The sequence below is a fragment of the Rhodococcus sp. MS16 genome, from assembly GCF_013277795.1.
In the GTDB taxonomy this organism is placed as follows: domain Bacteria; phylum Actinomycetota; class Actinomycetes; order Mycobacteriales; family Mycobacteriaceae; genus Rhodococcus_F; species Rhodococcus_F globerula.
Genome location: NZ_VBTM01000005.1, coordinates 22,179 through 46,847 on the forward strand (window position 1 = coordinate 22,179; position 24,669 = coordinate 46,847).

The following is a 24,669-nucleotide window of genomic DNA, read 5'->3' on the forward strand; positions in this document are numbered from 1 at the left end:
CAGCCTCTCTTCCACACCATTACGCACACGCTGTGACGCACATCTCGCCGCCACAACTTGTACCGATCTCATCTACCCTCAATGAGCCAGAACGATCCATCATCTCCGATGGGCCGCAGGCATGACAAAGCCACACCCAGACATATCGAGTTTGAAGTGAAGGTTCGTTACAGCAACAAGCCACAATTCGCCCACCGCGAAGGCTCGTCTCAGGATCCGACAATCGCAGCGGACAACCCCCTCCCTCACTACCGTTCCGACGGGCACGATCGAAGCAGTTCCGCGCACGGGCCTATCGCGCGCGCGAATCCCCGCGTAACCGCCCGATAAATGTACAGGCTCGGCAATTCGCGAGGAATCGCGCAGTTCACGGGCCTTTTTATCCAGACAAATCGACCGCCGTCAGCCGGTTCGGACTTCGGTCGGGTCCTACTCACGAAGAAACGCGCCGGCTATGCGCCGACGCGTTTCTCCGTACCTCACAACGCATTCACACGAGCGTAACGCCCGTCACATTCTGCAGGTACTCAGCGCTGACGCCCGGTGCCAGCTCCACCAGCGCAATGCCCTCCGGTGTGACATCCAGCACGGACAGATCGGTGATGATGCGATGTACCACACCTTGGCCCGTCAACGGCAAAGTACACCGCTCGAGGATCTTCGGGTTTCCCTCCCGGTCGGTATGCTCCATCACCACGATCACGCGGCGAGCGCCGTGGACAAGGTCCATCGCGCCGCCCATGCCCTTGACCATCTTGCCGGGCACCATCCAGTTGGCGAGATCACCGGTACTCGACACCTGCATGCCACCGAGAACGGCAGTATCGATGTGGCCGCCACGAATCATGCCGAACGACAGTGCAGAGTCGAAGAACGCGGCGCCTGGATTGACGGTGACGGTTTCCTTGCCCGCGTTGATGAGGTCGGCGTCGACCTGATCCTCGGTCGGGTACGGCCCGGTGCCAAGGATGCCGTTCTCGCTGTGCAGGACGACCCTCACGCCCTCAGGAAGATAGCTCGGGATCAGTGTCGGCAGTCCGATTCCCAAATTGACGTATTCGCCCGGCCGCATCTCGGCAGCCGCACGTGCGGCCATCTCGTGGCGAGTCCAACCGACACGAGTTTCCTCCGAACTGGTCACTTGGTGCCTCCTGAGACGGTTCGCTTCTCGATCCTCTTGTCTTGCACACCCGTATGTACGACCCGCTGGACGAACACACCGGGAAGGTGAACGTGTGCCGGGTCGATTTCGCCGGGCTGGACCAGATGTTCCACCTGTGCGATGGTGATCCGACCAGCCATTGCGGCAAGAGGATTGAAGTTCATCGCGGTCTTGTTGAAGACGAGGTTGCCTTCGGTATCGCCGTAATCGGCATGCACCAATGCAAAATCCGCGGTAATCGATTCTTCCAACACATAGCGGCGATCCCCGAAAACGGCGGTCGCCTTGGGCGGAGAAGCGACGGCAATGGATCCGTCGGAGTTGTAACGCCAGGGCAACCCGCCCTCTTCGATGGGAGTGCCCACGCCGGCCGGCGTGTAGAACGCCGGGATGCCGGCGCCGCCCGCACGCAGACGCTCTGCCAGAGTCCCCTGCGGCGTCAGCTCCACTTCGAGCTCACCCGAAAGGTACTGGCGTGCAAACTCTTTGTTCTCCCCCACGTACGACGCCGTCACCCGGGCAATGCGATGAGCGCTCAGGAGAATTCCGAGACCGTAATCGTCGACACCACAGTTGTTGGAGAACACTTCCAGATCGGTGGCGGTACCCTCGGCGATAGCCGCGATCAAGGCGTCGGGAATTCCGCACAGTCCGAACCCACCGACGGCAAGCGTGGACCCGCTGGCGATGTCGGCAACCGCGTCGAGTGCCGAACTCACAACTTTGCTCATGCGTTGTTCTCCTTACTCGGGGAGGATACCGGCGCGATGCAGCAGTTTCTCGGCGTGACGCAGAACGGGCGCGTCCACCATCTTGCCTTCGAAGGCAAACACACCACGTTCGTGGGCCACTGCCGCAAGAACCCTTTGTGCCCAGTCGATTTCCGACTCCGACGGCGCGAACGCTGCGCGGATGACATCAACCTGGCTGGGGTGAATCGCAACCTTGACGTCGAACCCGACGGCAACGGCGTCGGCGGATTCGACGCCAAGTCCGACCAGGTCCTTGATGTCGAGGTACACGGAATCGACAGCCAGTCGGCCGTAGCTCTTCGCTGCCAGCAAAGTATTCGAGCGAACGTGCCTCGCAACGTCGCGGTACGAACCGTCCTGATGACGACTGGCATTGCCTCCGAGACCGGCGATCAGGTCCTCAGCGCCCCACATCACGCCGATGGTGTTGGCCGCCAGAGCGATTTCCTGCACGGCCAGTGCGCCGAGCGGCGACTCGACCAACGCAACGACCTCGGCGGGGGCCAGCGAGAGAACGTCGTCGGCCGATTCGCACTTGGAGAGCATCAAACGCGTGTAATGCGTGCCGTCGAGGGCAAGCAGGTCGAGTTCGTGCTCGCGAGTACCAACGGGATTGACGCGCACCACCGTGCGTTCCGGGTCGAGCGGTGTGTCGATCAGCGCGGTGCGCGCTGCCTCCTTGTCGTCAGCGGCAACGCCGTCCTCGAGGTCGAGAATGACAACGTCGGCTGCCGCCGCAGCTTTTGCATAGCGCTCCGGGCGATCTGCCGGGCAGAACAACCACGCCGGCCCCGGCGGAATCCACGTCACGACGATTCTCCTTGCGGCCTCAACTGCACCAACGTTTTACGAGTTGCCACGGCCACGACGTCGCCGTGCTGATTACGACCGGTGTGGACCAACGTCACGATGCCTTCACCCGGGCGGCTCTTCGATTCACGCTTGTCGGCGATCAACGTCTCCGCATACAGGGTATCGCCGTGGAAGAGCGGCTTCGGGAAACTGATGTCCGAGAACCCGAGATTTGCCACGATGGTTCCCTGCGTCAATTGTGCAACCGAAAGTCCCACGATCGTCGACAGCGTGAACATCGAATTGACCAGGCGCACACCGAACTGTGTGTCCTCGCTGTACGCGGCGTCGAGATGCAGTGCCTGCGTGTTCATTGTCAACGTCGTGAACAGTACGTTGTCGGCCTCGGTGACCGTGCGGCCTGGGCGGTGTTCGTAGATTGCGCCAAGTTCGAACTCCTCGAACCAGAGTCCGCGCTGAGTGATCTTCTTGGTCTCTGCGTTGTTCATTTGAGAGTTCGTCACAACCCCGCCTCACGTGCGATGAGCATCAACTGCACCTCGGTAGTGCCTTCGCCGATCTCCAGAATCTTACTGTCACGGTAGTGCCGCGCGACTGCGTATTCGTTCATGAATCCGTATCCGCCGTGGATCTGGGTGGCGTCGCGGGCGTTGTCCATGGCAGCTTCGGAGGAGATGAGCTTGGCGATGGATGCCTGCTTCTTGAACGGCTTGCCGGACAGCATCAATGCGGCCGCGTCGTAGTACGCGGTGCGGGCCACGTGGGCGCGAGCTTCCATGCGCGCGATCTTGAACGCGATGGCCTGGTTCTGACCGATGGGGCGTCCGAATGCCTCGCGCTCCTTCGCGTACTTGATCGACTCGTCGACGCAACCCTGGGCGGCGCCGACGCTCAACGCGGAAATAGCGATACGGCCTTCGTCGAGAATGCGCAGGAAGTTCGCGTAGCCCCGGCCACGCTCACCGAGCAGGTTCTCTTCGGGGACACGAACATCCGCGAACGTGAGCGGGTGGGTGTCGGACGCATTCCAGCCGACCTTGTTGTATGCAGGCTCAGCGGTGAATCCCGGCGTCGTGGTCGGCACGAGAATCGTCGAGATTTCCTTCTTGCCGCCGTCCTTGACACCCGTAACCGCGGTGACCGTCACGAGCTTCGTGATGTCGGTGCCCGAGTTGGTGATGAACTGCTTGTTGCCGTTGATGATCCACTCGCCGCTGTCGAACTTGGCGGTGGTCTTGGTTCCACCGGCGTCGCTACCGGCGCCAGGCTCGGTCAATCCGAAGGCGGCAAGCGACTTTCCGCTGGTGAGCTGCGGCAGCCACTCTTCCTTCTGCGCGTCGTTGCCAAATCGGTAGATCGGCATGGCGCCGAGGGACACTCCGGCTTCGAGAGTGATCGCGACACTCTGATCCACCTTGCCCAATTCCTCGAGTGCGAGGCACAGGGCAAAGTAGTCGCCGCCCATTCCGCCGTACTCCTCGGGGAACGGCAGACCGAACAGGCCCATCTCCGCCATCCCGGCAACAACCTCGTACGGGAAGGTGTGATTGGCGTCGTGCTCGGCGGCAACCGGCGCCACAACTGTCTTGGCGAAGTCCGCAACGGTCTTGGCCAACTGCTGGTACTCGTCCGGAAGCGCTCCGGTGGCAAGGTAATCGGACATCAGGCTTCTTCCTTCTGAGTCGTGTTCTCGGTGTCTTCTTCTGCAGTGTCTGCTTCGGCGGTGGGTACGACGCGGGCCAGAATCTGATCCACCATCACCTGATCGCCCTGACGGACAAGCACTTCCACGGTTCCGTCGATCGGCGAGGTCAGCGAGTGCTCCATCTTCATGGCCTCGACGACCACCAGTGACTGCCCCGCCGACACGGCTGCGCCGTTCTCGACGTTGACCGCGATCACCGCACCCGGCATCGGACTTGCGATTTCGGCATCACCGGCGTGCGCGTCGTCGCCTCGGACGCTGACCTCGGCAACTTCGCGGACATGCCAGGTTCCGCCGCCTGCCAGCCACAACCCACCCTCGGTCTCGGCCACGACAAACGTGCGCCGACGCCCGTCGATCACCACAGCCAGTTCCGATCCCGTCAAGCCGGCACTGAAAGCCTGCGGCTGCGATCCTTCGACCTCGACCTTTGCGTCTGTGGGAGTCCCGACTATCGACACATGCGCAATCCGGGTTCCGGCCGACAGGCGGATGCTGGTCGGAGCCGGAGTCCCCACGCGCCATCCGCTGGGAACGTCCCAAGGGTCTACCGATGCTGCAGTCGTCCACCGTGCCAGCCAGCGATAGGCCGCAGCGGCAATGAGGACCTCGTCCGTGGCGTCTGCCGCGACAAAGTCTTCAACCCGACGATCGAGCAGGCCGGTGTCGAGGTTGCCCGCGATCACATCCGGATCGGCAAGGAGGAAGCGTGCAAATTCGATGTTGGTGACCACGCCGAGAACCGCGGTGTCGCCGAGCGCACGATCGAGCTTGCGCAAAGCACCGGCGCGGTCGGAAGCGTGTGCGATGACCTTGCTGAGCATCGGGTCGTAGTCGCTGCCGACGACGGTTCCCTCGAGCAGGCCCGAATCGACGCGTACGCCCGATCCCGACGGCTCGACGAGACCGACGACGCTGCCACCGGTCGGTAGGAATCCGCGTCCCGGATCTTCGGCGTACACGCGGGCTTCGATGGCGTGCCCGGTCAAGGTGATGTCGCTCTGCTCGAAAGCCAGCTTCTCCCCGGCCGCGACGCGTACCTGCCACTCGACCAGGTCGAGTCCGGTGACCATTTCGGTGACCGGGTGCTCGACCTGCAGTCGGGTGTTCATCTCCATGAAGAAGAACTCGTCCGGCTTGTCGGCCGAAACGATGAACTCGACGGTGCCGGCACCGGTGTAGTCGACGCTGCGAGCGGTATTGCACGCTGCTGCGCCGATGCGGTCGCGCGTCACCTGATCCAGCAGGGGTGACGGCGCCTCTTCGATGACCTTCTGGTGACGCCGCTGCAGGCTGCACTCACGCTCACCGAGGTGAACGACGTTGCCGTGCTGATCGGCGAGAACCTGGACCTCGATGTGCCGGGGCCGCAGGACAAATCGTTCGAGGAACAGCGTGTCGTCACCGAACGACGACGCGGCCTCGCGCCGAGCGCTGCGCAGCGCTTCCGCCAGATTGGCCGGATTTTCGACCAACCGCATCCCCTTACCGCCGCCGCCGGCCGACGGCTTGACGAGTACCGGGTAACCGATGTCCTCGGCTGCCGCGATCAGTTCTTCGTCGGTCAGATTCGGTCGCGCGATACCCGGAACCACCGGCACGTCGAAGGCTGCCACCGCGTTTTTTGCGGTGATCTTGTCGCCCATCACCTCGATGGCACGCTCGTTTGGCCCGAGGAACGCGATTCCGGCCGCAGCGCAGGCTGCCGAGAAAGCCGAATTCTCCGACAGGAAGCCGTAACCCGGGTGAATACCCTGGGCACCGGTGGCCTTGGCGGCGTCGATCACCTTGTCGATGACGAGGTAGCTCTCGCGTGCCGGTGCAGGCCCGATGTTGACGGCAGTATCGGCTTCTCGGACGTGGCGCGCATTGGCGTCGGCGTCGCTGTAGACGGCAACGCTGCGAATTCCCAACTCCCGCAACGTGCGAATCACACGAACAGCGATCTCACCACGGTTGGCAACGAGGACGGTATCTATGGTGCGAAGCTCAGTCATCTCTCTCACATCCTGAAGACGCCGTAGGAGACCGGCTCGATCGGCGCGTTTGCACACACCGAAAGAGCCAGGCCGAGAACAGTTCTGGTATCTGCCGGGTCGATCACGCCGTCGTCCCAGAGTCGAGCAGTGGAGTAGTACGGATTGCCCTGCGCCTCGTACTGCTCACGGATCGGCGCCTTGAACGCTTCTTCGTCGTCAGCCGACCACGGGTTACCAGCGCTGTCGAGCTGTTCGCTGCGAACTGTCGAGAGCACCGACGCGGCTTGCTCGCCGCCCATGACCGAGATGCGCGCGTTGGGCCACATCCACAGGAACCGAGGCGAATACGCGCGTCCACACATGGAGTAGTTGCCCGCGCCGTACGAACCGCCGATGACCACCGTCAGCTTCGGAACCCGTGCACACGCGACGGCCGTGACCATCTTGGCGCCGTGCTTGGCGATGCCGCCGGCCTCGTAATCGCGTCCCACCATGAAGCCGGCGATGTTCTGCAGGAACAACAGCGGAACACTGCGCTTGTCGCACAGTTCGATGAAATGTGCACCCTTCATGGCGGATTCGCCGAAGAGCACGCCGTTGTTGGCGATGATTCCGACCGGATGGCCCTCGATGTGGGCGAAACCGGTCACGAGCGTCTTGCCGTATTCAGCCTTGAACTCCTGGAACGCGCCACCGTCGACGAGCTTGGTGATCACCTCGTGAACGTCGTACGGCGTACGGGGATCGGTCGGGACAACATCGTAGAGTTCGCTCTGGTCGGCGACGGGCGGAACTGTCGAGATCACGTCCCACGGGCGCTCGGAGCGGGGGCCAAGTGTGGCAATGATGTTGCGCACGATCCGAAGTGCGTCGCGGTCGTCCTCGGCAAGATGGTCGGTGACGCCCGAGACCTTGGAGTGCAGGTCGCCGCCGCCAAGCTCCTCGGCTGTCACGATCTCGCCGGTCGCAGCCTTCACCAGCGGCGGTCCACCGAGGAAGATGGTGCCCTGATTACGAACGATGACTGCCTCGTCGCTCATTGCCGGTACGTAGGCGCCGCCGGCGGTGCACGAACCGAGAACTGCAGCGATCTGGGGAATCCCCTTGGCGCTCATAGTCGCCTGGTTGTAGAAGATCCGGCCGAAGTGTTCACGGTCCGGAAAGACTTCGTCCTGACGCGGCAGGAAGGCGCCACCGGAGTCGACCAGGTAGATGCAAGGAAGGTTGTTCTGCAACGCCACTTCCTGCGCACGCAGATGCTTCTTCACCGTCATCGGGTAGTACGTGCCACCCTTGACCGTTGCGTCGTTGGCCACGATGACACATTCGCGCCCCGACACCCGGCCGATTCCCGTGATCACGCCGGCACCGGGGCACTCGTCGTCGTACAGGCCGTTTGCGGCCAGCGGGGACAACTCCAGGAAGGGACTGCCCGGATCGAGCAGTGAATCCACCCGATCCCGGGGAAGCAGTTTCCCTCGACTGACGTGCCGATCCCTCGATTTCTGGTTGCCGCCGAGGGCGGCTTGAGCCAGTTTCTTCTTCAGTTCATCCACCAGAACGGTGTGATCGGATCGGTATCCCGACCCTTGCGTGATTCCACTGGGAGTCATCCCGCCGCCTTCGCCATGAGTTAATGCTCGATAACTGAAACTAGATTAACTATGATTAACTGAGTTGTCCAGGTCACACGCGAAGAAAGATCAAAAGAATGCCCTCTGAGCAGGTAACGGCTCCGACCCGGCGCGATCAGATGAAGGCAGATCGCAGACGTCAACTCCTCGGCGCCGCCGCACGCCTGATCGCCGAACGTGGATTCGTGAGCGTTCGACTCGAAGATCTCGGCGCCGCCGCCGGAATCAGCGGACCTGCCGTCTACCGGCACTTCCCCAACAAGGATGCCGTCCTGGTCGAACTACTCGTCGGGATCAGCACCCGGTTGTACGAGGGCGGTTCGGCCGCAACCGAGACAGCCGACTCCCCGACGTCAGCGCTCGACGCCCTCGTCGAGTTCCATCTCGACTTCGCACTCGGTGAACCGGACCTGATCCGCATCCAGGATCGCGACCTCGAAAGCCTGCCGGCCGACGCGAGACGGCAAGTCCGCCAGACGCAGCGCAAATACGTGGAACTGTGGGTCGGAGTCCTCGAACAGCTCGATCCGACACTCGACGAAGCCGATGCGCGAATCAAGGCCCACGCCACATTCGGCCTGATCAACTCAACTCCGCACAGCGCCAACCCGGCGTCGCCTGCCCGAACGCGCCGCGTCCTGCGCGCTATGACGCTCGCCGCACTACGCACACCCTGAACCGGACACTGCAAAATCAGTGGCAGACTGGTTGCACCAGCTAACAGATGAGGGTGCCGTGCCGAACGTGGAAGACAGCAGTGCAATCAGTCGAACAGATTTCGCCGAACTGCGAACCGAGTTCTCCCGATTCATGATGCTGTACCAATTCGGTATCGCCGAACTGATGACCAAGGTGAATATCCTCAAGGACGAGTTCACCCACATCAATCAGTACAGTCCCATCGAACACGTCGCATCTCGGGTGAAGACACCGGAGAGCATCATGCGCAAGGCCGAGCGACTCGGCATCCCGATCACCATCGAGGACATCTCGAAGAACATCTTCGACATCGCGGGCGTGCGCATTACCTGCAGCTTCATTTCCGACACCTATCGGATCGCCGAAATGCTCACCAGCCAGTCGGACCTGAGGGTGATCGAGCGCGAGGACTACATCGCCAACCCCAAGCCGAACGGCTACAAGAGTCTGCACCTCATAGTCGAAGTGCCCGTCTTCATGAGCGACCGCGTCTCTTACGTGCCGATCGAACTCCAGATCCGTACCATCGCAATGGATTTCTGGGCCAGTCTCGAGCACAAGATCTATTACAAGTACAACCGGGACGTGCCGGCCGAACTGCTCGACGAGCTCACCGAAGCCGCAGCCGCCGCACACCGTCTGGACGTCAAGATGGAGCGACTCAACGACGAGTTCGCCAAGATCAAGGCTCTCCCCCATCCCGACGACGAGAGCGTCGAACTCGAACTACCGACTCAGTTTCTCAATGCCCTGCGTCTACAGCGCGGGCTCTGATCACTGCCTAGACAGATTTCTGCCCAGGCAAAAGTGCGCCCTCCTCTATGGGGAGGGCGCACTTTTCAGACCAAGCGATATGCCTATTTCTTGCCCGTCACGGCGCTGTAGCCGAGGGACAGAACTGCAGCTGCCGCGATGCTGATGATCCAGCGAATCCAGTCGATTCCGTCGGTATCACCCTTGTCCGAGATGGCGCCCCAAACCCAGTATCCGATCAATGCACCGGCGACACCGAGGACGATGGTGATGATCATCCCGTACTGCTGCTTACCTGGCAGCACCAGGCGCGCAAGGATTCCGATTACTGCACCGAAAATAATGGTCCCGATGATCTGTCCCATGACAGCCCCTCTCACATGTCGTGCATGCGTGCGGCCGAAAAATCTCCGCCCAGTCGAACAATAACCACAGTCACAGGTAACAGTCGCCTGTTGTCCAAATTATTGTCCGAGATGCAACCTGAAATACACGGCCGCCAGATGCGACCGACACACAGCGCACTACACGTGGCGACTCATCAGCAATACACACTACGATGCCCTGGAACACTGAAGAAGTTCGATTCCCACCCTGCCGTACACCCTGCAGTTATCTTGTCGCAGTCCACCGTCACCGGTGTGAGCGCCGCCAGGAATTCCACCGCTCGAGGAGGAGGAGATTGATCCCTTCACCGGAAAGAGCATTTCCGGCGCCGCAGGCCGGTGCACTTACGAGCGCTTCAACGCAGTGATGCGGTCCTCGCTCGAGCGCAACAGCACCCGCTCTCCTCCCCACAACTCGCGCGGTTGCACCCAGGTGCCAACACCATCGTCTCCATCCGGTTCCACGCGAACCTCCCAGGTGCGCTGACCCGTTCGCGGATTCACTCCGTACACAATTCCTTCGTCTACGACGAGATCACCGTCCCACAGAATCTCGCCGGTACGTTCGGTACGGGTATCCCACAGGACCTCCCCGTTGGACAGATCAACGAACCGGATCGTACCGTCGGCGCTCGTCACAGCAACCACATCTCCGATCACCGCCAAGGATTGCGCAGAACCGAGCACCTCCTGGTTGGTCCACAGCTTCTCACCGGTCTTTCTGTCGAAACCGCTGTCCCCCAGAATAATCGGAGTCGAATCCCCGGCAGGTTGGTCACGGCTGTAACGCAAACTGAAATACGATCCCGATCCGGAAGACACGAAATCCGCACTGGCAAATTCGTGCCCGTACTGATCAATTGCGTACGCTCTTGTCACCTGCCCATCGTTCTGGCAATCACGTTCTAAAACCAAAGTGACACCGTCAGAGGATGTGTGCGTGGTCGAGCACGTGGTGTAGCCGTACAACCACCGTTGATCGCCGGTCTCCGGATCGAAACCCAGAGTCTCGTCGAGGGAAATCAGGCCCAGATCGCCGCGCACCGACATCACCGGCTCGACGTAGCCGGATTCCCACGATCCGCCGACGTCGAATGCCTTGGACCAGTTGGCTTCCGGATCGTCGACACTTCCACTGTGGACACGAACGTCGTTGCTCTCGATATCACCTTCGAGGGCCAGGACGTCATCGCCCGAGACAACCGCGATGATCGGTGACCACGGCGTGACAACGTCTCGACGCTCGCCGCTCTCGATGTCGAAAACCGAGTACGCGGCGGCAGAGACATACGGCCCGGAGTAGCACAGCAGCGAACCGTCCAGCAATGCCGGAGAACACCCACCGATATCGACGGCCGACGCGCGCCAGCGCACCGAGCCGTCTTCGGCATCGAGCGCAACGAGTTCTGCGTCGTCGAGGGAGTACGTCTGCCGGTCCGGCATACCTGCCATTGTCACGACAACCGAGTCCGCGTCGATGAATCCGCCCATCTCCATGTTGAATTCGGTTCCGCCGAGCGGGCTGCGAAAGACAGCGAACTCCCGTCCGAGGACCTCGGCGGCGTCGACGGCCCACAGCGGCGCCCCGACGTCAACGGAATGGGCACGATTCCCGGCATCGATCACGGTGACCACTGCTGCGGTAACGGTGACTATCGCGGCAAGTGCCGCGATGCCCAGACGTGCCCGTGGAGAGAACCGCTCGGTCATCGAATCTCCAGCCCGTCGATCGTTGCGAGAAATTCCAATTGCTCGTATGTCATCGGCATGTTCGGCGACGCCGCCGACGAACGAACCGACACCCGCGTTCCATTGGGCTGTGTCAGCGTTACCGACCGACTCTGTTCACTCGTTGCCTCGCGAGTGCCTTCACCATTCCCCATCGGCATGACCGAGTAATGACGCTCGTCGCGCACGATCACAGCGCCGTCCTCGGCGGTCACCACCGATTTCGGATGCCCGTCGTACGAAGGGTCGTACTTGTTCGGCGCCTTGGGAAGTGGCTGCCCGCTGGTGATCGAAATAGTCAGATCCGACTCGTTGCCGCCCGATCGCGCTACAAGATCCTGACAGGCGGTCGTGGTGTCGCTCTCGGCCAGAACCAATCTCCCGAGCGCAGGTTCGAGAACTGGCATTCCGGGAGGTGCCGCACGCCAACCTGATTGGAGAGCTCTTCCCAGCTCGTCGACGGTGCCACGATCCAGCTTCCGCCCGGACGGGTCGAGTGTCGATCCTTGGCAACCGGGCTGGATAGGTGCCGTACCGGGTGGAACCGGCGCCGTAATGCGCAGTTGCGGAAGGCTGACCAAAGCGATCAGTTCTTCGACGGTCAACGGAACGACTCCACTGATCTCGACCCCGGGGCTACCGGCATAGACCGCGTCGGTCGCGCTCGCCTGGATGAATGTTTTATCCGCGCCGTACAGAAGCGCTGAACGCGACAGGGTGCGAACGCCGTTGGTTTCGCTCCACGTGTCCTGCGCGTCCACGACAGAACCGTCAGCGAGGGTGCGGCGCTCGACGAGCGAGCCTGCAATACACGGGGGAACCGGGCCCGTATGGGACGTCACCCGGATGTCGAGTGCTCCGGCCTTTCCGTCCCGTACCAGCGTCGCGGATGCCGTCGTATCCGCCATCTCCTCGAGTGAGAACCCCTCTGGCAGTTCGGACGACTCCGACGGAACGTGGAGGGGCCCGAAGTTCAACGATCGTTCCGGGCTTGCGAACTCGATCTCGGCGACAGCCGGCAGCGACCGCTGGACGGCTTCGGACATCACCGTTGCCTTGGGCGCGGAGAACCACGGGAACCGTGGATCGTCGTACGTTTGTGCCCCGGTCGACCAGTACGAGATAGATGACAAGCCGTCGCCAGGCGACTCGACGCTGGTGCATCCCGGGATACTCGTCGGGTACACCACCGTTGGTGTTACGTACGTGTACTCCGAATTCTCCTCGGCCTGCGTCTCCTCGGTCGACTGCGTCGTTCCGACGGACGACGCAGTCAGTTCACCGGAGTCCGAACCGCTCCATCGATCGACTACTCCGGCAAAGACGATGCCGCCGGCCATCAACGAGACCACCGTGAGTGCGACCGTCCACTTTTCGGTCCGATCGGAACCGGAATTCTTGTCGGCCACCAGCCCTCGCAGTTTCCTCAGGGCACGCCAGGCAGGCGTTGCCTCTCCCCGGACCTGTCGCGGCGGCACCGACTTTTGTTACCAACCGGATGGTTTCCATTGGAGAAGTCATTACACCCCGACAGGCACCGGATCTGCGTCTGGATCCTGTTCGATCGGGATGAGCCGGATCGCTTCGCCCTCGATATCGACGTTGGGCAGGATCTTGTCGAGCCAGGCCGGCAGCTTCCACGCCGAGTCTCCGAGAATCGACATGACCGCGGGAATCACGATCATGCGAATGATGAAGGCGTCGAAGAAGACTGCAGCAGCAAGTCCGAAGCCCATCATCTTGCTGGTGGTTTCCGACGACAACATGAACGCGCCGAACACCGATATCATGATGATCGCCGCTGACGCGACCACTCGCGCACCGTGGGTGTACCCCGAGATGATGGCGTCCTTTGCCGACAACCCGTGCACGTATTCCTCGCGCATTCGAGTCACGAGGAATACCTGGTAATCCATTGCCAGACCGAAGACCACACCGATCATGAAGATCGGCAGGAAGGAGATGATCGGTTGGGTGTGCTGGATCAACCCGAATGCGCCCTCTTGGAAGATCGCCACCGTGGCACCGAACGTGGCGCAGATGGAGAACAGGAATCCGAGAGTTGCAGTCAGCGGAACCAGGATCGAACGGAAGACGACCATCATGATGATGAACGCCAGCCCGACGACCACAATCAGATACGGAATGAGGGCGGAACTGAGTTTCGACGACATGTCGGCAACAATCGCCGTCTGACCCGCGACGCCAAGTTCAGCGCCCTCGGCTTTCACCGTCGACCCGTATTCGCGGATCTGATCCATCAACTCGTGTGTTTCGGGACCGCTCGGCGATAGCTGCGGAGTTACGGCGATCAGGGCGGAGTTTGCCCCAACGGTTGGGTTGGCCGCGTCCGGGCCGTTGCCGGTCCACATCAGGAGATCCGGCGTGGCGACGTTGTCCAGACCCTTGATGTACGCAATCGTCTTGGCTGCGACGGGCGTGATGTCTGTCCCCTCGGGAGAGTCGAGCACAACGAACAACTTGCCGTTGACACCCTCACCGAAACCTCGCTGCATCAGCGCGAGTGCCGGTTGCTCCTCGTCCTGAGTGAAGGAAAGCCCGAGCTCGAGTTTTGTCATCGGAATCGCGGCGATCACCAGCAGAACCAACGCAATGCCGGCGATAGGCCACGGGTACTTGGTGACCACCTTCGCCCACCGGTGCCCGTTCGATTCCATCGATTCGGGCTCGTCACCGTGACGCAGGCCGGGGATGCGCGGCGAGAAGGCAAAGCGGCCGAACACCCCGAGAACAGCCGGGATCAACGTGATCGCGCCCAACACCGCGATAATCACGGCGATCGCAGCCGAGATTCCCATCTGGGTGATCATCGGTACACCCACCACGGCCAGCGCTGCCAAGGCAACCACAACGGTCAGGCCGGCAAAAACGACGGACGAGCCGGCTGTGCCCACCGCACGACCGACTGCTGCCTCCCTACTACCACCCAGATTGAGTTCACTGCGGTACCGCGAGACGATGAACAGCGCGTAGTCGATCGAGACGGCAATGCCGATCATCGTCACGATGCCCGTGACACCCTCGTTGATGTCGAAGAATCCCGCCCCGAGCGTCACGGTCAGCGTTGCGAGTGCGATGCCGAGTATCGCGGTGAACAGCGGAATGAACGCCGCGATCAGTGCACCGAAGGCCACGATCATGACGATGAACGCCACCGCGAAGCCAAGCATCTCCGACAATCCGCCAGCAGTCTGGACCTGCATCAACGAACCGGTGCCCTCGACTTGCAAACCGCCGGTACGGAACTTGGCCATCAGATCGAGGAAAGCCGTCTTGTTGGCCTGCGTCTGATCCTCGATGCGGATCGACTGGTTGAGCTGGATCAACCCCACCTTGCCGTCGTCGCCCAGTACGGCACTGGCAAGCGCCGGTTCAGCCGCCGCGAGGGCGACCGGATTGACGATCGTTTCGGGATCAACGATGTCCGGGAGAGTCTTTGCCTGCGCGATCAATTGGTCGATCTGATCACTGTGCGCAGCAAGTCCGTCGTCGGCCGCGACAAGAATGCTGGTGGATGCCTTACTTTGTTGCTCCGCCGCAGCCGCAAAATTCTCGTTCATCAGCTCGGTGGCACGCTGGGAATCCGTGCCGGGAAGATTGAATTCTTTCGAGAACGTCGGGCTGGTAGCGCCGATCGCGCCGCCGACAATCGCGATGACGATCACCCACGTTGCCAACACAAGGTACTTGTGACGGAATGCAAACTTCCCAAGCCTGTACAAATAGGTAGCCAACGTAAGCCTCTCTCGCCGTGGACTCTCGGTGCCACGTCATACGGTACGGTCCGATTCGCGTTATGGCACTAGATATTTGCCAAGAAGCCCCCACGAAAGGCATCCGCATGACACGCGGCCAGAGCGTCGACCGCAACCTACTTCTGTCCGGGCAACAACGCCTCGACGCCCTGGGACCTCGATTGACCGGCACTGACGCACATCATGCGGTGGTCGAGGAAGTCGCCCGTGAGTTCGTGGATCTCGGACTAGAGGTACACCGTGATTCACATACCTTCGAGCGTTGGGATCTACCTCAGCGTGCCGACGGACTGCGCATCGAACTGCCGACCGGACCGGTGCGAGTCTCGTCCGCATTCCCCTACTCCGGACTCACCGGACCGGCTGGGATCACCGCACGTCTGGTCTACCTGAATGCCAAGCGCCCCTCGTGGTCGAAGGCCAAAGGTGCTATCGCTGTGATCGAGGTTCCCCACGTCGACCTCCCGCGCTCGCTGCTGGTGAGTGAGTGGGGACCGATGGTGACGGACGAGACCCTGCGCAATCCGGTGCTCTCCGCGACGCTGTTGGGGCCGAAACTCGAGAAGGCCCGCAAATCCGGTGTCCTCGGCGTGATCGCGGTGTGGCGTGGCATTGCGCCGGACAACGCTCTGGGACAGTATCTTCCGTTCACTCAGCCGTATCACGATATTCCGGCAGTGTGGGTGGCGGGTGACGAGGGCGCACAGGTCGTTGCTGCCGCCCATTCCGGTCAGCAGGCAACTCTCGTTTTGGACGCAACCTTGCATCCCGGAACAACAACCGACACCGTCTGGGCCGTCTCCCCCGGCACTTCACCATCGGAAACGATTCTGGTCATCACACACAGCGACGGGACGAACGGGGTCGAGGAGAACGGCCACCTCGGCATGATGGAGTTGGCTCGCCATGCCGTTACACAGCCACATCGACGGTCGTACGTGTTTGTTCTGACCACCGGTCACCTGCGTATTCCCGCGGTGTCCGAACACGGACAGGCAACGTCGACGTGGCTGGAGGCCCACCCCGACATGTGGAAAGGCGAATCGGGCCAGGCGCGTGCGGTGGCCGGGATAGCAATCGAGCATCTGGGCGCTCTCGGCGACACCGAGGACACCGTACTCGGCACCTATACGTTGGACGCGACCCCGGAACCGGAACTGCTGTACGCGACGAGTCGGGAAGTCCACGATATCGTCGCACCGCTGTGGCGCGACATCGGTAGCGGCGACCGTCGAATCGTCGCCCCCGGCCCCGTCATTCATTTCGGTGAGGGTGAACCGCTGTTCGAGCGCAAGATTCCGGCTGTCGCGTTGGTGACAGCGCCGCAATACCTGCTGGCGTTACGCGAACCGGACACAGCCACACACGTGGACATCGACGTTATGGCGCAACAAGTCCAGAGCTTCCGCGATCTACTCGACGCCCTCGACGCAACGGACTCCGCAGCGTTCGGCTCGGTAGTCGGGCGGACGGTGTTCGCGAAATTCTCGGCATTGTTGAAGCTGATGCAGATCCTGAAAAAAGCAAAAACCGCTGTGCGCCTTTATTAACCGACCGCGGTTAACAAAGGCGCACAGCAGTTTGTCCTACTTGTCGTGAATGATCACGCCACGGATGTTCTTACCGTCACGCAGATCCTGGTAGCCCTGGTTGACGTCTTCGAGGCTGTACGTGTTGGTGATCAGTTCGTCGAGCTTGAGCTGACCCGCATCGTAGAGACGCAGCAGGCGCACGATGTCGTACTGCGGATTCATGGATCCGAACAGCGTGCCCTTGATCGTCTTCTGGTTCAGCGTCAGGTCGGTACCCGACACGTGAACGGTCAGCTTGGCAGGATCGGCGAGTCCCGTGATCACCACGGTGCCGCCCTTGCCGATTACGGCCGTCGCTGCACTGACGACGTCCTCGTCGACGGTGCCGACCAGGATCAGTGCGGCGTCTGCGCCCTGGCCCCACGTCAATTCGTTGACCTTGACGGCAGCGCTCTCGGCGTCCGCAAAGGCATGGGTTGCACCGAATTTCAGTGCGGTCTCCCGCTTGAGCGCAACCGGATCGACCACAACGACGTACTTGCAGCCGGCCGAAACGGCGCCCTGGACCGCGTTGATACCGAGGCCACCGATGCCGTAGATCACCGCAGTGTCACCGGCGCGGAGGTTACCGGCGTTGACGGCGGTTCCCCAGCCAGACGGCACACCGCAACCGACGACCACTGCGGTCTCCAAGGGAAGCCAGTCGTCGATCTTGACGACCGAGTGCTGCGAGATGGTGGCCCGCTCGGAAAATGTTCCGAGCATGCACATTCCGCCGAAGTCCAGGCCGTTGCCATGGAACCGGAAGGACCCGTCCGGCATGGAACCTTCGAGGATGGTGGCGCCCATGTCACACAGGTTCTGACGACCGGTCGAGCAGTAGCGGCACGTGCCGCAGTTCGGGATGAAGCTACACACGACGTGATCGCCCGGCTTGACCTTCGTGACGCCGGGTCCGACCTCTTCGATGATGCCCGAGCCTTCGTGCCCACCGACAATCGGGTAACGCGGCGGGAGATCACCATCGGTCAGGTGCAGATCCGAATGGCACAGTCCGGCAGCGGTGTACTTGATCAGTACCTCACCCACGCCCGGGCCGTCGAGGTCGAGTTCCATGATCTCGAAAGGCTTTCCGGGCTCGAGCAGTACAGCAGCTTTGGTCTTCACTGGTGATCTCCTTGATTGTCGGACGAGAGAATGTGCGATGGGGTCGGTCAGAGGGCGATGTTGACGGCCTTGGTCTGGGTGTAGAGGTCGATGGCGGATGCGCCGAGTTCGCGGCCCCAGCCGGACTGCTTGTATCCGCCGAAAGGCATCGCGGTGTCGAAGCCGTTGTACTGGTTGATCCACACCGAGCCGGCCTTGAGACGCTTGGCTGTGCGATGGGCCTTGGAAATGTCCCGGGTCCAGATGCCGGCGGCCAGGCCGTAGATGGAATCGTTTGCGGCAGTGATCGGTCCGTCGTCCGCGTTGAACGGCAGCGCTGCCACGACGGGTCCGAAGATCTCCTCCTGAACGATGGAGAATTCGGGCTTGACGTCGACGAAGACAGTCGGCTCGACGAAGTAGCCCTGATCGCCCCAGCGGTTGCCGCCGGTGAGTGCGCGTGCGCCGTCGGCGATTCCTTCGCGAAGGTATCCGGTGACCTTGTCGAACTGCTCCTGCGACACCAGCGGTCCGAGCTGGGTGGTGGGATCGAGGCCCGGACCGATCTTGACCTGGCTCGCAGCGTGCGCGACGGCTTCGGTGAACTTCTCGAAGATGGAGTCCTCGACGTACAGCCGGGTTCCGGCGACGCAGCACTGACCGTGGTTGAACAACCAGGCGTTGAGCGAACCCTCGACCGCTGCATCGAAATCCGCGTCGGCGAACACGATATTGGGGCTCTTGCCACCGAGCTCGAGCGTGACCTTCTTCAGGTTGCCCTTGGCGGCGTCGACGATCTTCTTACCCACCTCGGTGGAACCGGTGAACGCGACCTTGTCCACGTCGTCGTGGCCGGACAGTGCAGCACCTGCATCGCCGAAGCCTGGAACGATGTTGACGACACCGGGCGGGAAGCCGGCTTCTTCGAAGACCTCCGCGAGAAGCAGTGCGGTGAGCGGGGTCTGCTCAGCGGGCTTGAGGATCACGGTGTTGCCGGCGGCAAGTGCTGGGGCGAGCTTCCACGACGACATGAGCAGCGGGAAGTTCCACGGCACGATCAGACCACAGACGCCGATCGCCTCACGCAGTGTGTATGCGTGGAACTCGCCGCCGGGAGAGAAGGGCATGGACACGTTGACCGTGCTGCCTTCGATCTTTGTGGCCCATCCCGCGTAGTAGCGGAAAACGTCTGCGGCCCAGGCCACGTCGACTGCTGTGGCGATGGCGACGGACTTGCCGTTGTCGAGAGCTTCGAGCTGACCGAACTCTTCGGCGCGGGCACTGAGGATGTCGCCGACGCGCCAGATCATCCGCTCGCGCTCGTTTGCCTTCATGCGCGACCACGGTCCGTCTTCGAAAGCTGTGCGGGCAGCCCGTACTGCGCGATCGATGTCTTCGGCCTGGCCGTGCGCCACGTCGGTGAGCTTCTGCCCGTCAGCCGGGTTGTACGTCGAGAAGGTCTGACCCGAAGCGGCATCGACGAATTCGCCGCCTATGTATAGCTTTTTCGATCCGTTCAGGAATCCCTGTACCGCGGAACTGATGGTGTGCTCGGCTACTGCCGTCATCGGAAACTCCCTGAAGTAGTGAGGTGCGAATGTGATGCACGCCATACTTCCGCGCTTCCGGGGGTGCTAACTGTCCGAACTTTGTACAACTCAATTCGGACAGTCAACTACACAGTGATGTCGAGCGCCCGCATCCGTGTGTACAGGGTGCTTCGGCTGATACCGAGCTGCGCCGACGCGTGAACCTTGTTGCCGCCGCAGTCTTTCAACGCTCCGATGATCGCCTGACGCTCCGCTTTCTCCCGTCCTGCCAACCGCGACACCTTGGTGGTCGTGCGATAGTCCTCAGGCAGGTCGGTGACGTCGATGCGATTGCTCACGCGATCGCCCGCGGCGCGATGCAGCACAACTCTCAATTCGGCGAGATTGCCCGGCCAACTGGCCGCTGTGAGCGCCTCGGCAGCACTGGCGGTCAACCTCAGCTCGGGCGAGATCCCTTCCAGCATCGCCTGCGCCAACTCGGCAATCTCGGCTTGCCGCTCGCGCAGTGGGGCGATGACAACTCTGGAAGCGCAACGCGAGAGCAACGCCGCGATGGTCGGCGGTAGGTCTGCTACTGCTCCACTGGTCATAACGATCCTCGGCCCCTCAGCGCTGGCGTCGATCAAGTCCGCGATCATGGGCAACACCGAATCGGGAAGCAGCTGCACCTGTTCGATCACGACAACACCCGAGCGCCTTCGGGCAGCTCGCACGAGATCGGTGACCCATTGCTCACGGCCGTCGAAGGCGATTCGCGTGGCATCGTGCCAACTGGCGTCGACGCTCCCGACCACGTCCGATGCTGCCGAAGTTCGACCGGAACCTGCTTCACCCGAGATGGCAACTGCGGACGACGACGCCCGCGCCCGCATCAGATCGCGGCGCAGTCGTTCCCCCGGAGACGGAGTCCGCTCGTGCGTTCGACGAATTGGCGCCCGCTCACGCTGGAGTGGTTCGACCAGGAAAAGCGCTCCACCGTCGGCGCCGGAAATTCTGTCGGCTTGAACTCGCGCGAGTGCACCGGACGCCAATTCGACTGTTACCAATCTCGATTGGTCCGGGTTGAGGTCGGCGATCAAAGACCGGAGCGATACGTGGTCTGCGGTGTCCAGCAGATCCAACGCCGTTCGGTTGCTCAGCAAAATGTCGTCGCCGATGGCCGCGACGGCAATGTTGCGCTGATGCGACACTCTCTGGAATGCGTCGACCAACCGCTGCTCCGACGCTTTCGATCCCTCGAGTAGGCGCTTCTCGATGTCCGCCGCTGCCCGCGCAAGGAACGGCGCGAACAGCGGGTTAGCTTGCGAGACAATACCGGTCATGTCGAGAATGCCTTCGACCCGGCGAGTCACCGGGTGCAGAATCGGCTGTCCGTAGCAACTGAGACCTTTGAGGCTGTCGAGGAAATGCTCCTCGCCGTGGATCACGACGGCTCTCCCCACCTCGAGCGGCGTCCCGAGAGCGTTGGTGCCGGCATGTTCTTCACCGAATCGTGAACCGTTGATTACACCCAAACGCTCGATCGTCCGCTCGACCAGACGGTCCGAGTACACCGACGCGACAACGCGGCACTCCCGATCTGCCAGCAGGACACAGAATCCGGTGCCCGCGAGCTGCTGGGCAACTTCGTCGAGCACCGGAGTAGCCGCGCGCAGCAACCGGCTCTCGGCGTCCTGGTCGGCGGTATCCACTGCGATTGCCGCGGACGGGTCGACTCCGCTGAGCCGCGAGCGTTTCCAGGAAAGCGCGATCTCGGGCCGAACCGGATCGCGAGTTCCTGAAGAATCGAACACGACTCAGCCCTGCCCGATCAGTTCCATCGCCTGTTCGCGCATCGCGATCTTGCGCACCTTTCCGGTGACGGTCATGGGGAATTCGTCGACGACATGCACGTACCGCGGAATCTTGTAGTGCGCCAATTTACCTGTGCAGTAGGCACGTACGGCGTCGGCGTCCAGTTCGCGTGCGCCCTCGCGCATCTGAATCCACACCATCAACTCCTCGCCGTACTTGGCGTCGGGCACGCCGATCACCTGCGCGTCGAGGATGTCGGGGTGGGTGTAGAGGAACTCCTCGATCTCGCGGGGGTAGACGTTTTCGCCGCCGCGGATGACCATGTCCTTGATCCGTCCGGTGATCGCGACGTACCCGGCCTCGTCCATGACACCGATGTCGCCGGTATGCATCCACCGGGCAGCGTCGATCGCCTCCGCGGTCTTCTCCGCGTTCTCCCAGTAGCCGAGCATGACCGAGTATCCACGCGTGCACAGCTCGCCAGGTTCTCCGCGCGGCACCGTCAATCCTGTTGCCGGGTCCACGATCTTGATCTCGAGGTGCGGCCCGACGCGTCCGACCGTTTCGGTGCGCTGCGCGATCGAATCGTCCGAGCGGGTCTGGAGTGACACGGGAGACGTCTCTGTCATGCCGTAGCAGATGGATACCTCGGCCATCCCCATGCGATCGATGACCTGCTTCATCACCTCGACCGGGCAGGGTGAGCCGGCCATGATTCCGGTTCGCAGGCTCGACAGGTCGAATGTATCGAACTCCGGCAACGCCAACTCTGCGATGAACATCGTCGGCACACCGTAGAGGGACGTGCAGTTCTCCGCTTGCACAGCCTCGAGTGCCGCACGCGGATCGAAGGCCGGACCCGGAATAACCATCGCGGCACCGTGACTGGTGCACGCAAGGTTGCCCATCACCATGCCGAAGCAGTGATAGAACGGCACCGGAATGCACACGCGGTCGATTTCGGTGTAGTGGCACAACTCGCCGACGAAGTAGCCGTTGTTGAGAATGTTGTGATGGCTGAGCGTCGCGCCCTTCGGGAAACCGGTAGTGCCCGAGGTGTATTGGATGTTGATCGCATCGTCCGCAGACAAGGCAGCCTGCGCAGCGGCGAGAGGAGCCGGATCGCTTGCCTGCGCCGCCAACCCGTCCGCCAGCACGCCGTCCCACTCGGGTGAACCGAGCAGGATCACCGACGTCAGATCAGGGCACTGCGGCCGCACCGTCTCGATCATCGACGCGTAGTCCGAAGTTTTGAAGCTGGCCGCAGACACCAGTGTCGAGATTCCGGCCTGCTCGAGCACGTACTGCAACTCATGCGAGCGATACGCCGGATTGATGTTGACCAGGATCGCGCCGATCTTTGCCGTCGCATACTGCGTGAACGTCCATTCCGGACAGTTGGGAGCCCACATCCCCACCCGGTCGCCCTTCCCCACACCACGGGAAAGAAGTCCGGCAGCGAGTCCGTTCACCTGTTCGGCGAACTCCCGGTACGTCCATCGTCGACCGCTGGCATGGTCGATCAACGCATCACGGTCGCCGTGCGCGGCAACCGTGCGATCGAGGTTGTCTCCGATGGTGTCGCCCAGCATCGGACCGTCCCATACTCCGGACGTATAGCTGGGCAGCGGCGTACTCATGTGTTCTGTCCTCTCCGGTTACCTGTTCAGGCACCTATGAGAGGGGCCGCCGCAGCGGACCCTCTCATCTACGAATTTACTCGATTCGGTGTGATGCACGACATACTTCCCGGTGCGGGGTGTCCGTAACTGTCTGAAGTCCGGACACCCCGCCCGACATCTGCCCTTACAGGGCGTGGTCCTTGGTCTCGACGAGCGCCCAGGTGCAGACGAGACTCACCACACCGAGGATTGCGAGCATGATTCCGATGGCCATGCTCCCGTAGGCCGAGGCCAGCGGGGCTGCGATCAGCGGGGGCACCGCGCCGCCCAGAACACCGGCGAGGTTGTAGCCGAGGCCGGCACCGGTGTAGCGGTAGCGGGTCTGGAACATTTCCGGGAGCAGTGCGCCACACGGGCCGTAGGCGATTCCGAAGATCATCAGAGTGCCGAACATTCCGAGGATGAATGCAAGAGGGGTTCCGGTATCGAGGAGCGGGAACAGAATAAGTGCCCACACCACAGCCAGACCACACGAGATCATGATGACCTTGCGACGGCCGATCCGGTCCGAGTACAGCGCGGAGACGATGATCGCGGCGCCGAAGACAAAGGCGGACGCAATACCGACGGACAGGACGAACGGGCGGGAGAATCCGAGCGTCTTGGTGCCGTAGCTCGTTAGGAATGCCGTACCCATGTAGAAGAAGGCAAACAGGCAGGCCAGCGCACCGGCCGAGAGGAGAATTTCCTTGGTCTGGAAACGCCATGCATCCAGGAACGGGAGGGTGCGGGGGGCTTCGTTCTTCTCCGCTGCGACGCGATCAGCTTGCTCCGCCTTGAAGACCGGTGTTTCTTCGATAGCGAGGCGCATGTAGAGGCCGATTCCGACGAGCACGATGGAGAACAGGAACGGGATTCGCCAGCCGTAATCGAGGAATGCCTGGTTGGTGTCGCCGAGAACTGCGCCGGTGATGAGGAACGTGCTACTCGAGAGAACAAAAGCGATGGCCGGGCCGAGTTGCGGGAACATGGCGTAGAGGCCGCGTTTGCCGGGCGGGGCATATTCCGCGGTAAGCAGGGTTGCGCCCGCCCATTCACCACCGACTGCAAATCCTTGACCGAATCGCAGGAGCACCAAGATGATCGGAGCTGCGACGCCGATGGTCTCAGCGCCGGGCAGCAAACCGATGAGCAGCGTCGAAATACCCATCAGCAACAGAGTGGAGATCAGTGTCTTCTTGCGACCGATGCGATCTCCGAAGTGCCCGAACAACATTGCGCCGACCGGCCGTGCGATGAAGGCAACGGCAAAGGTCGCGAACGACGCCACTGTGCCGGCAGTGGCCCCGAGCGCCGGAAAGAAGACCGTCGGAAAGACAAGCGCCGCAGCGGTTCCGTAGATGAAGAAGTCGTAGAACTCAATGGTCGTGCCGATACAACTGGCGATGGCAACTCGCCGCACACTCGTTGTCTTCGCGGGGGCTGCCGCAGTGCCTGCGGCACTCGATCCCCCTGCTGGAGAGACTGTGGTCACTCGATTCCTCCGTGGTCCGGTGGTGTTGCCCTGTGGGCATCACCGTCGATAAGAGGAAAGGTAGTGATCCGGCTCACCCCCGCACTACCCCCGAAAGGGGGTGG

At 61.9% G+C, this 24,669-nt stretch carries 19 protein-coding genes; 3 read left to right on the forward strand and 16 right to left on the reverse strand.

Going from position 1 to position 24,669, the window contains the following annotated elements:
- Positions 1–490: 490 nt before the first annotated feature.
- Genes FEZ60_RS12910 through FEZ60_RS12940 form a run of 7 tightly spaced genes read right to left on the reverse strand, consistent with a single transcriptional unit; the run spans position 491 to position 8,024 of the window.
- A complete protein-coding gene (locus tag FEZ60_RS12910; RefSeq protein WP_317823415.1) occupies positions 491–1,141 on the reverse strand; it encodes a 3-oxoacid CoA-transferase subunit B in 651 nt (216 codons plus the stop codon).
- Positions 1,138–1,893: a CoA transferase subunit A gene (locus FEZ60_RS12915; protein ID WP_172936246.1), complete on the reverse strand. Its 756-nt coding sequence runs from the start codon at positions 1,891–1,893 to the stop codon at positions 1,138–1,140. The genes FEZ60_RS12910 and FEZ60_RS12915 overlap by 4 nt, the downstream gene beginning before the upstream one ends.
- 12 nt (positions 1,894–1,905) lie before the next feature.
- On the reverse strand, positions 1,906–2,724 hold the full coding sequence (locus tag FEZ60_RS12920) for a CoA ester lyase (protein WP_033236941.1): 819 nt from the start codon (positions 2,722–2,724) through the stop codon (positions 1,906–1,908).
- A complete protein-coding gene (locus tag FEZ60_RS12925; protein ID WP_033236966.1) occupies positions 2,721–3,215 on the reverse strand; it encodes a MaoC family dehydratase in 495 nt (164 codons plus the stop codon). The genes FEZ60_RS12920 and FEZ60_RS12925 overlap by 4 nt, the downstream gene beginning before the upstream one ends.
- Positions 3,216–3,226: 11 nt before the next feature.
- Positions 3,227–4,390: an acyl-CoA dehydrogenase family protein gene (locus FEZ60_RS12930; RefSeq protein ID WP_033236942.1), complete on the reverse strand. Its 1,164-nt coding sequence runs from the start codon at positions 4,388–4,390 to the stop codon at positions 3,227–3,229.
- On the reverse strand, positions 4,390–6,429 hold the full coding sequence (locus FEZ60_RS12935) for an acetyl/propionyl/methylcrotonyl-CoA carboxylase subunit alpha (protein ID WP_172936247.1): 2,040 nt from the start codon (positions 6,427–6,429) through the stop codon (positions 4,390–4,392). The genes FEZ60_RS12930 and FEZ60_RS12935 overlap by 1 nt, the downstream gene beginning before the upstream one ends.
- Before the next feature lie 5 nt (positions 6,430–6,434).
- Positions 6,435–8,024, reverse strand: coding sequence for a carboxyl transferase domain-containing protein (locus FEZ60_RS12940; RefSeq protein WP_045070858.1), 1,590 nt, complete (start codon positions 8,022–8,024; stop codon positions 6,435–6,437).
- Positions 8,025–8,122: 98 nt separating this feature from the next.
- Here FEZ60_RS12940 and FEZ60_RS12945 point away from each other — a divergent pair, with 98 nt between their 5' ends.
- Both FEZ60_RS12945 and FEZ60_RS12950 read left to right on the forward strand, forming a co-directional pair.
- Positions 8,123–8,722, forward strand: coding sequence for a TetR/AcrR family transcriptional regulator (locus FEZ60_RS12945; RefSeq protein WP_033236945.1), 600 nt, complete (start codon positions 8,123–8,125; stop codon positions 8,720–8,722).
- A gap of 67 nt (positions 8,723–8,789) precedes the next feature.
- The gene (locus tag FEZ60_RS12950; RefSeq protein WP_092801705.1) at positions 8,790–9,518 is read left to right on the forward strand and encodes a GTP pyrophosphokinase family protein; all 729 of its coding nucleotides are present in this window, start codon (positions 8,790–8,792) and stop codon (positions 9,516–9,518) included.
- A gap of 83 nt (positions 9,519–9,601) precedes the next feature.
- Here the strand turns inward: FEZ60_RS12950 and FEZ60_RS12955 are convergent, their stop codons facing one another.
- The 4 genes from FEZ60_RS12955 to FEZ60_RS12970 form a co-directional block, all read right to left on the reverse strand.
- Positions 9,602–9,862 (reverse strand): GlsB/YeaQ/YmgE family stress response membrane protein, encoded by a 261-nt coding sequence (locus FEZ60_RS12955; protein ID WP_045070861.1) that lies wholly within the window; start codon positions 9,860–9,862, stop codon positions 9,602–9,604.
- 366 nt (positions 9,863–10,228) lie between these two features.
- Positions 10,229–11,593 carry a PQQ-binding-like beta-propeller repeat protein gene (locus FEZ60_RS12960; RefSeq protein WP_172936248.1) on the reverse strand — a complete coding sequence of 455 codons (1,365 nt, stop codon included), beginning with the start codon at positions 11,591–11,593 and terminating at the stop codon, positions 10,229–10,231.
- Entirely contained in the window at positions 11,590–13,020 is a 1,431-nt protein-coding gene (locus FEZ60_RS12965; RefSeq protein WP_095886667.1) for a hypothetical protein, read from the reverse strand. Before FEZ60_RS12965 ends, FEZ60_RS12960 begins: the two co-directional genes overlap by 4 nt.
- Positions 13,021–13,131: 111 nt before the next feature.
- A complete protein-coding gene (locus FEZ60_RS12970) occupies positions 13,132–15,366 on the reverse strand; it encodes an MMPL family transporter (protein WP_045070865.1) in 2,235 nt (744 codons plus the stop codon).
- 107 nt (positions 15,367–15,473) lie between these two features.
- On the opposite strand from FEZ60_RS12970, the gene FEZ60_RS12975 reads away from it, so the two are divergent.
- The gene (locus FEZ60_RS12975; RefSeq protein WP_172936249.1) at positions 15,474–16,937 is read left to right on the forward strand and encodes a hypothetical protein; all 1,464 of its coding nucleotides are present in this window, start codon (positions 15,474–15,476) and stop codon (positions 16,935–16,937) included.
- A 36-nt stretch (positions 16,938–16,973) separates the two neighbouring features.
- Here FEZ60_RS12975 and FEZ60_RS12980 read toward each other — a convergent pair whose 3' ends face one another.
- The 5 genes from FEZ60_RS12980 to FEZ60_RS13000 form a co-directional block, all read right to left on the reverse strand.
- Positions 16,974–18,086: an NDMA-dependent alcohol dehydrogenase gene (locus FEZ60_RS12980; protein WP_033236951.1), complete on the reverse strand. Its 1,113-nt coding sequence runs from the start codon at positions 18,084–18,086 to the stop codon at positions 16,974–16,976.
- Between the two features lie 47 nt (positions 18,087–18,133).
- Positions 18,134–19,633, reverse strand: a complete 1,500-nt coding sequence (locus FEZ60_RS12985) for an aldehyde dehydrogenase family protein (RefSeq protein ID WP_033236968.1) — start codon at positions 19,631–19,633, stop codon at positions 18,134–18,136.
- 107 nt (positions 19,634–19,740) lie between these two features.
- The gene (locus tag FEZ60_RS12990) at positions 19,741–21,408 is read right to left on the reverse strand and encodes a helix-turn-helix domain-containing protein (RefSeq protein WP_172936250.1); all 1,668 of its coding nucleotides are present in this window, start codon (positions 21,406–21,408) and stop codon (positions 19,741–19,743) included.
- Positions 21,409–21,411: 3 nt separating this feature from the next.
- Entirely contained in the window at positions 21,412–23,049 is a 1,638-nt protein-coding gene (locus FEZ60_RS12995; RefSeq protein WP_095886669.1) for an AMP-binding protein, read from the reverse strand.
- 166 nt (positions 23,050–23,215) lie between these two features.
- Positions 23,216–24,565 (reverse strand): MFS transporter, encoded by a 1,350-nt coding sequence (locus tag FEZ60_RS13000; RefSeq protein WP_172936251.1) that lies wholly within the window; start codon positions 24,563–24,565, stop codon positions 23,216–23,218.
- Positions 24,566–24,669 lie beyond the last annotated feature (104 nt).